The sequence below is a fragment of the uncultured Marivirga sp. genome (genome assembly GCF_963974845.1).
Lineage (GTDB): Bacteria > Bacteroidota > Bacteroidia > Cytophagales > Cyclobacteriaceae > Marivirga > Marivirga harenae.
This window is the reverse complement of the sequence record NZ_CAXBEQ010000001.1, coordinates 988274-996024: the sequence shown is the minus strand read 5'-3', so window position 1 is coordinate 996024 and position 7751 is coordinate 988274. Positions and strand designations below refer to the sequence as shown.

At 31.4% G+C, this 7751-nt stretch carries 7 protein-coding genes; 2 read left to right on the top strand and 5 right to left on the bottom strand.

Annotated features, from left to right (window positions below):
- Together AAC601_RS04435 and AAC601_RS04430 are read left to right on the top strand one after the other, a co-directional pair.
- The coding region (locus tag AAC601_RS04435) for a hypothetical protein (protein ID WP_340152579.1) at positions 1–2165 on the top strand (2165 nt) is incomplete at its 5' end.
- 10 nt (positions 2166–2175) lie between these two features.
- Positions 2176–3351 (top strand): PQQ-binding-like beta-propeller repeat protein, encoded by a 1176-nt coding sequence (locus AAC601_RS04430; RefSeq protein ID WP_340152578.1) that lies wholly within the window; start codon positions 2176–2178, stop codon positions 3349–3351.
- A 342-nt stretch (positions 3352–3693) separates the two neighbouring features.
- On the opposite strand, the gene AAC601_RS04425 is transcribed toward AAC601_RS04430, so the two are convergent.
- The 5 genes from AAC601_RS04425 to AAC601_RS04405 all read right to left on the bottom strand — a co-directional run bounded on the left by AAC601_RS04425 (position 3694) and on the right by AAC601_RS04405 (position 7472).
- The gene (locus AAC601_RS04425; protein WP_340152577.1) at positions 3694–4527 is read right to left on the bottom strand and encodes a hypothetical protein; all 834 of its coding nucleotides are present in this window, start codon (positions 4525–4527) and stop codon (positions 3694–3696) included.
- A gap of 152 nt (positions 4528–4679) precedes the next feature.
- Positions 4680–5390 (bottom strand): hypothetical protein, encoded by a 711-nt coding sequence (locus AAC601_RS04420; protein WP_340152576.1) that lies wholly within the window; start codon positions 5388–5390, stop codon positions 4680–4682.
- Between the two features lie 2 nt (positions 5391–5392).
- A complete protein-coding gene (locus AAC601_RS04415; RefSeq protein ID WP_340152575.1) occupies positions 5393–5869 on the bottom strand; it encodes a hypothetical protein in 477 nt (158 codons plus the stop codon).
- Positions 5869–6684 carry a ParA family protein gene (locus tag AAC601_RS04410; protein WP_340152574.1) on the bottom strand — a complete coding sequence of 272 codons (816 nt, stop codon included), beginning with the start codon at positions 6682–6684 and terminating at the stop codon, positions 5869–5871. Before AAC601_RS04410 ends, AAC601_RS04415 begins: the two co-directional genes overlap by 1 nt.
- A gap of 560 nt (positions 6685–7244) precedes the next feature.
- Positions 7245–7472: a hypothetical protein gene (locus AAC601_RS04405; RefSeq protein ID WP_340152573.1), complete on the bottom strand. Its 228-nt coding sequence runs from the start codon at positions 7470–7472 to the stop codon at positions 7245–7247.
- Positions 7473–7751: the final 279 nt, after the last annotated feature.

The window sequence follows — 7751 nt, the reverse complement described above, 5'->3', positions numbered from 1 at the left end:
GAGATATTGTGATAGAGGATGATGTAGGAAATATTTGGGTCGTGGGTGATGATGGGGAAGTGAGTGGGCCGTTTGATTCTGGAGGTGGTTCAGGTAATGGAATTGTTCAAGACAGCCTAAATGTTCAACAAGAATTAATAACCGAAGTTTTGCAGTATTATAAAGAAGAAATTAACTTGTGGATAGAGAATTACGAAAAGGGACCTTTGGATAACTCAATAATAAAAAGGATGTCTGATTTTCCTGATTGTTTACCTGAAGATGTTGATGAGTTGGATGCGATTTTAATTAAAATAAATGAATATATAGAAGACCCTGAATCATTAATTGAATTGATTCAGGAAGATGATTTAAGCAGATCAAAAATGGAAGAATTTGCAAATAAATTAACGGGGACTCAACCACCTTATGCTGATGGATTGTCAGACCAAGAATGGGATGAATTGGTGGAAATGATATGTGTTCATTTGGTGGAGGACGAAGAAAAGCCCGAATTGGTTACCATCGAACCAATTACTGATGATCAATTTGCCGCTGGAATTGATGATGACAAATTGAAAATAAATTACTCAATTAAAACTACAGAACAATATCCATTACAATATGCCAAATTAGAAATTTATAAAAATGATGGGACTCTTGTTTATTTAAATAGCGATAGCATTGAAATTAGAGAAAATCAAATATTCTTGTGGGATGGTCAAGTAAATCAGGATTTGGAAGATGAAGAAAAAGTGTTTATACGATCAGATGAATCCCCTTTTAAGATTAAGTTCATTGCAAGTATAGATGAGGAATTTACTGATAAGTTTCAGGCTGAAACCCAAGGTAGTGTGAATCCTCATGTTGATGCCTTTCTTGATAATTACGATGTAGCTACAAATATTGAAGATGTCGCACCAGTAAGCGATATGGATAAGTTCGAGTATTACATACAGTTGGCACCTTTTCTTTATAATGAAATTTCAAAAAATCAAACTGATGAAGAAATTGTTAGAAACTTCACCAATGCTTTAGATTATTTGGGGGATAATGTGAAAAAACGCGATTTCTTAGGAAATGAGGTTACGGTTCATGACCATTACTGGGAATATTTAGAGGTTTTAGATGAAAAATTAAAAGCGTACCGTAATAATTCAAATTACCCGATGGGTGGATTTAGTATTCGTTTTCAACGGGGTTCCAATGAACATATCAGCAATCATGCTTATGGAATGGCTTTGGATGTTAATTGGCTGCGAAATCCCTATTTATCAAAAGAAAAGCTCTACTTACTTCAATTACTTACTAACTTTAAATTCTATCAGAATTCATCGAATCCTAATGCTCTAAAAGATACGCACGATAAACTAATTGAGTTTGGTTATACTGAATTAGATCTAGATACAATCAAGTACGGTTTTAAAAATTTAAACGATAATATCTTAAAAGATGAAGGTTTCGACACTTTACTATTAGAGGTATTAACCAAATTCAGGTCAGCTTCTACATCCTTTGATCAATTAGTAAACCTTAATCTAAACCTTCGTAATGAATTTCATTTTTTTGATGACAAAACAGCAGAAGAAATTGCCGAAATTGAGAAGCAATTGTTTGCTGAGTTGCCAGCTCAAGCAGATGTTTTATTGGATGCAGTAAAGTCGATTACAACAACAGAAAATATTAATAAGATACAGAATATATATTTAGATGGGTATCAAAAAGCTTTTTTACTCGAAAAACATATTAAGGAATATAATTCTGAAATGATTACAACACTTGATCGTTTGAGTAATTTGTTTGATTTTGAGGAAGCAATATCTAGCTTAAAAGAAGCTTGCGCAAGACCAGAAAGTGATGATTATACACAATGGATAACTAATGTTGATATAATCCAACCCAGTAACGTAATTACAGCTGAAGCATCTGATTCAATTGGCTCATTCATTGAAACTAGAAAGAAAGAGTATAAAGCTATATTTGGTAGTAACAATTATTCAGAAATAATTAATTTATTATCTGATAATGGTTCAATTAATCTAGCCAAAAATGGTTTCATGCTAATGAGTACTGAGTTTGTAAATGAATTTTTATATACTGGAGAAGAAAATATTGGCTGGGGTGGCAGCTGGGAGACCAAAAAGGACTTCATGCATTTGGAATATATAGCTGATGATAAGTTTTAGAAAAAAAGAAATGAAATATACAACTACAATTGCTTTATTCTTATTTCTGTATTTTCAGGGGACGTCACAAGAGATCACGAATATTTATGCAGATAAAAGTTTGGATGAGATATTGAAACCAAAATGGGAATATCCCTACGAAAAAAATGATTTTTCACATTATTTTTCAAAATACCCATTGATTAAAAATGACCTACTTATCCATCATTTTAATATGGATTTTGTAGTGGATTTAAAATCGTCCAAGCAATTATTTTTTTCAGCTACTTCAAATCAGCAAGTTATTAAATCGAGGTTGCCAGATAGTCTGTTAGTATATGATCTGATGGATAAGTTAGTTATTAAAAATATTTACACTGGTAAAAATTTTCTTACCAAAAGAAAGTATAAAAAATTTGGTTTTATTAGTGATGGAGATTATCCATATTTCTTAAAAGACTCTGTAATTTACTATTTGGAGGATAAAAACAAGCTTTTTGCATTCAATCCTTTTACCAAGAATGAGGTCTGGCAGAGTGAATTTCCAGAGACAGTATATACTTTTCAAGAATACAAGGAAGATTTAATCAATTTGACTACTCGCAGTACTTTTTATCAATTAGATAAAAACACAGGAGAGACGTTATGGAAACTGCCAATTATTACTGAAGGAGAATCTTCCTTAAATGGTGAGCTTAATAGGCAAGGCGATAAGCTTTATCTCTGGGCTGAATCTTTTGGATTAAATGTGGTAAACCTCAATACACGTCAAATCGAATCTACTTGGCTGAAAGGTCGAGAAAATTCTGATTTCACAATGCAGATGATCTTTGAAGATGATAGTATCTTCGTCCGTACTCCTATGAATGTATACTGCATTAGTAAAACCACCGGAGAAGTTTATTGGATATCTGATGATGTGAAAATAGTTTCAGACATCACCCTTACAGATGACTATATATTTTTTGAACAAAATGGGAAGGAGGGTTTAGCTGGAGTAATAACGGCTTTGAACCGTCATACGCACAAAATTGAATATGCCCAATTTACTTCTGAAAAGTATCCTCCGATCGATGATAATTATCAAAACCAATTAGATCTTTCAAAAATACAATTTCTAGAAAGACCTTATAATAAAAAGTATTTGTTGGGTTCTAGTTTGCATAATGTTTATTGTTTTGAAATCATAAGCATCATTGACGAATAATTTTTTAGTAAAGAAAGTGGTCTTAATCAATATTTAATCTAGAATCCTTTTTAAAAAAAGCTTACTAGTAATTACCGTTTAGAGCTCTCCTCTTTTCCTCTATACGCTATTGTTTTCTTTTTCAAAAAACCATTGAATTTATTGGTATCAGCAGAAATTAGAAATTTCAGAAGTTTGTTATTTTGTAAAATATATATAGTTTGGATAATTAATGGGGTAATGGTTGAGAAGAGTGCCTCTACCCTTTTCTTCTACTTTCAAAAAATAAGATTGCAAAGAAATATTCCTGCTATTTTTTCTAGCACTGCTTGCTCAAGAAGTAATAGTAAACTATATGCAATTTTAATGAATATTTACTATTTCAACATATCGTTTACTAATCCAACCAAGATGCATTAAGCTTCTCCATTCACTCGGTCTTTTACTATTTCTGTCATCTGTATGAAAATAACCATCTTCTATTGAAGGCGTGTCAACGGAAACAAAAATCCAGGTGCGACCAGTTTCATCTTCTGATTCTGCAAAAACTGTAGCTATCCTACCTTTCTCCAACTCAGCTATTACGTTATCTTCTTGAATGGCAGGGGAAGACCTTAATCTATATTTTGGATTCAAAATTCTAATTGTATAATTAGCAACTTGCTGCTTCGGAAATTTAAAGTTGGTATGATACCTTATTACTTCACTATTTACCATTTTGTAGTCGCCAAAAAACGGGATAAATAACAAAGTGCTATACTTAGTAGGTAGTGGACTAATTGATTCTAAGTAGGTAACGATACTAAATTGAGTTATATCTCCAAGACTTTTAATACTGCTTAACCTGCCGTTTATTCGTTCTTTAATTATCAAACTATCTCCATTGTTAAGATATATTGAAAGACCGTAATCCACACCATTGAAATAAACTAGAGCTAAATCAATTAGTCCATCTTTATTAAGATCGCAGAAATGATGTTCACTGTCACTTTTAGCCTCGGTAAAAGAGCCAAGCTTATAATATTGAGTTTTATTTTTTAAAAGCTGTATTTCTGCATCTGTTAGACTTAATTCAATCTTTGACCAATCCAAATGATTTTTAAAATCTTCACTAATATTAAGAAATTCGCTCAGATTTTGAGAAAACCCTGTTGAGTAAATAAGGATAAGTATTTTAATTAAAATTAATTGCTTCATAATATTAACCTCTAATGTCATGAATATGCATACTGCGGGGTTTCAAAGCACCTCAATATCAAACCGCCACATTGGATAATCAATGCTATTATGTTCAAATTTATCAAATCACCTACCATTATGTATATTTATTATTATCAACATGTGCTTTATTACATTTCATCCATTGCTTCCATATCCGATTCTTTCATCCTTTTCATTAGTAAATCTCTACTTTGAGTAGGAAAACTATTTACCTGATCTCTGAAAAAGTATATAAACAATTTATTTATGAGATAAGTCGTTTTTAGATGATTCGATTTCCATTTCCCAAAATCTTCTCTAGTTATTTCTTTTGTGTCTGATGATTCTCTTTGAGTTTGAAAAAATACCGGTGCTTCAGCATGGATGTGTTTGGAAAAAGTTATCCAATAACCAGTAATTTCATTAATTATATTTTCACACTTTTGATTTTTTAAAACTGGATGTTTCTTTAGGTATTTTGTTAGAGCATCATGTTTAATTACAAAATCAGCATCTTTCCATTGCTTATATTCAACTTCATGCTGAAGAAAATATATGAGTTGCAATGATAATTCAATTACACTTCTTAAGTGCATGTATGCTGAACGATAGTTACCAAAATATGAGTGAAAAAATGAGGAGTTAATATCTTCATGCAATTCATTTAAAATTTCATCATTTCCATTTAACCCGATATGATTAAGTGAAATTTTCAAGTTCTTAAATATTAGAGTAGATAAATAACAACCTATTAAATCTTCATCTGTATAAAATTCAGTTGTTGAATCCCAAAACTTTTTAAAATCATTAAAATATTCTGGGATATCGCGTTTAGCATTTAAAAGAATCTGAGAATCCATAATTAAATATTTTTTATGATATCTGCCCATTTACTAAAAATCTCAGCACTAATTACTTCTTTCTTACTTTTTGAGGATTTAGTTGTATGCACCTTTTCATTACGAATTTCCAGAACTGCTTTTTTTAGCTTGTCTTTTAATTCCGGTTTTGATTTTATCCGCCCAATTATTCTTGAAATTGTTATTTTACGTGATTCTTTTTGGTCCTTAAAACCTAAGTCTAATTTATTATTTGCAAACTCAATTACAGAACCAATAGTTGGAAATGCCTTTTTATCTTCAAGAAATTTCTCAATAATCGAAAGTTTTTCCTCAATTGGAATAGACTTTGGTTCATTAAAAACATCTTCATTGAGCTTGATAAACTCTTTAAAATTTTTAATGAATATTTTTAGCGATGATGAGTCAAGCCCTTTACGCTCATAAATAGAAATTTCTTTCTGTATTTTCTCTAATTCGTTTAATATTCTATTTTCCATTATGAGTTTATTTTTCGTAAAATTTCTTTAACTAATGTTCTGTATGACTCAACACCATTACAGTATGGATGAGTCATTGTTGCTGGTTGGTTAATTGCTGCAGCTTTTCCTAAATCTGCATTTTGTGGAATAACAGTTGAGAAGCAATCAATAACATCCTTTCTGCGTAATGCATCCATTTGTTGTGAATGCATTGAATAGCGACCGTCAACTTTCGTAAATACGACTCCAAGAAACTCAACATTACATTCTCTAAAGCTTCTTTTCCATTTATTTATACGATTAACCAATAATGGTAATCCAATTGAAGGAAATATTTCAGGAACAACAGGCACAATTATGAAATCGCTAATTATCAAGGCATTTTGAGGAGCTAAGGTTAAATTCGGAGGACAGTCAATTAATATATAATCGTATTCAGTAGCTAAACCTTCAAGCTTGTTTTTCAAAACACTTTCTCTAGCTGGTACTGAAACTAAATCCAAATCTAAAAATGTTAACTCTAGATGAGATGGTATTAAGTCTAAATTATTAACTCCTCCAACATTGCTGACTATTGCATCATTAATATCGTATTCTTCCTCTCTCGAAGTCATACCATTATTCATACCTAAGACGTCAGCAATTGTTGAGCTATCCTTCAATTCTTCCCATTTTTCCAATGAAATTAAAGATAGGGTCGAATTTGTTTGAGGATCAATATCAATAATAAGTACTTTCTTGTAATGTTCTTTTGCAAGTAATGCTCCTATTTCTACTGTTGAAGTTGTTTTACCAACCCCACCTTTCATGTTAATAAATGATATTACTTTCATAATTGTATAATTAATTTTTCATTTCTCAATATTAGTGGACTCTCTTTCTGTATCGTTTCCAAAAATCCAACAGCAAAAAAACTTGTAACTACCCCAAACTAAATATAGTGACAATTCTATTTTCACTATATCTACTATAATGTCCATTTCAACCAAAAAATAAAATAATTATAGGTTTTGGTTGCTGATGAACTTGATGAATAAATGTAGCAGATTAATTTTAAAATACATCCTAAAAATATAATAGTTAATCGAAAAGCATGATGATTTTAAGGCTTGAAATGAGTGTCAGGATGCTGATTATTATTCAAAACCAAATAATATTCTTTCCTGAACATTATTTATACTTCCTGCAGAATATTACTACCTCCTGAGTTTTTATTCTGCTTCATGATTTGGTAAAGATGCTTACTGAATATTTTTTGGGCTTCCTGAATAGGGAAAATCGTTTCCTGAAAATCAGGAAGTGGTTAAGACTGATATTTTACGGCAATATTTAATATGATGAGTAGTATTTTTTTGAGGCTTTACTTATACTTATTAGGTATTTTCCAAAGTTTCTATTTTCCTTTTTTCTTGATGAAAAAGAAAGAAAAAATCAAGACAAAATAATGCTTCATCCCACATCCATCCGCTGGCTTGTCTGCACAAGCAGGCCTGCTATTTTGTCCTCCCTCCCGCTTTTCCGAGTTCCTCGGAAGTGGTCGAGTCAGTTCTGTTGCAAATGTGCAATAACCAATTAAGAATTTTGCTTTATCTCTCACGTTAGGACAACATAGGTTTTCCAAGAACAATCTAGATTAGCGGGATAATTAATAATCATCTAGAAACAAGGAAAAAGGAGTTTGATCAATGTTACATAAAGTTGAATTTACTTGGTGAGTTTATTAATATCTAACTCCCCAACTTTCGCCTTAAGCGAAAAAGCGGGCTGGAGGGTAAAATGGCGGGCAGGCGCTGGCATTAGCGGGTAGTAGCATCATTTTATCTAGATTTTTTGCATACTTTTTCATCAATGGAAAAAGTATGAATGATTAAGCCAGAATTAAAATGCAAAAATTAGCAAT

What these genes read in the sequence shown, in the direction of transcription:
- AAC601_RS04430 (WP_340152578.1), top strand. Translation starts at nt 2,176, where the DNA reads ATGAAATATACAACTACAATTGCTTTATTCTTATTTCTGTATTTTCAG.
- AAC601_RS04425 (WP_340152577.1), bottom strand. Translation starts at nt 4,527, where the DNA reads ATGAAGCAATTAATTTTAATTAAAATACTTATCCTTATTTACTCAACA.
- AAC601_RS04420 (WP_340152576.1), bottom strand. Translation starts at nt 5,390, where the DNA reads ATGGATTCTCAGATTCTTTTAAATGCTAAACGCGATATCCCAGAATAT.
- AAC601_RS04415 (WP_340152575.1), bottom strand. Translation starts at nt 5,869, where the DNA reads ATGGAAAATAGAATATTAAACGAATTAGAGAAAATACAGAAAGAAATT.
- AAC601_RS04410 (WP_340152574.1), bottom strand. Translation starts at nt 6,684, where the DNA reads ATGAAAGTAATATCATTTATTAACATGAAAGGTGGGGTTGGTAAAACA.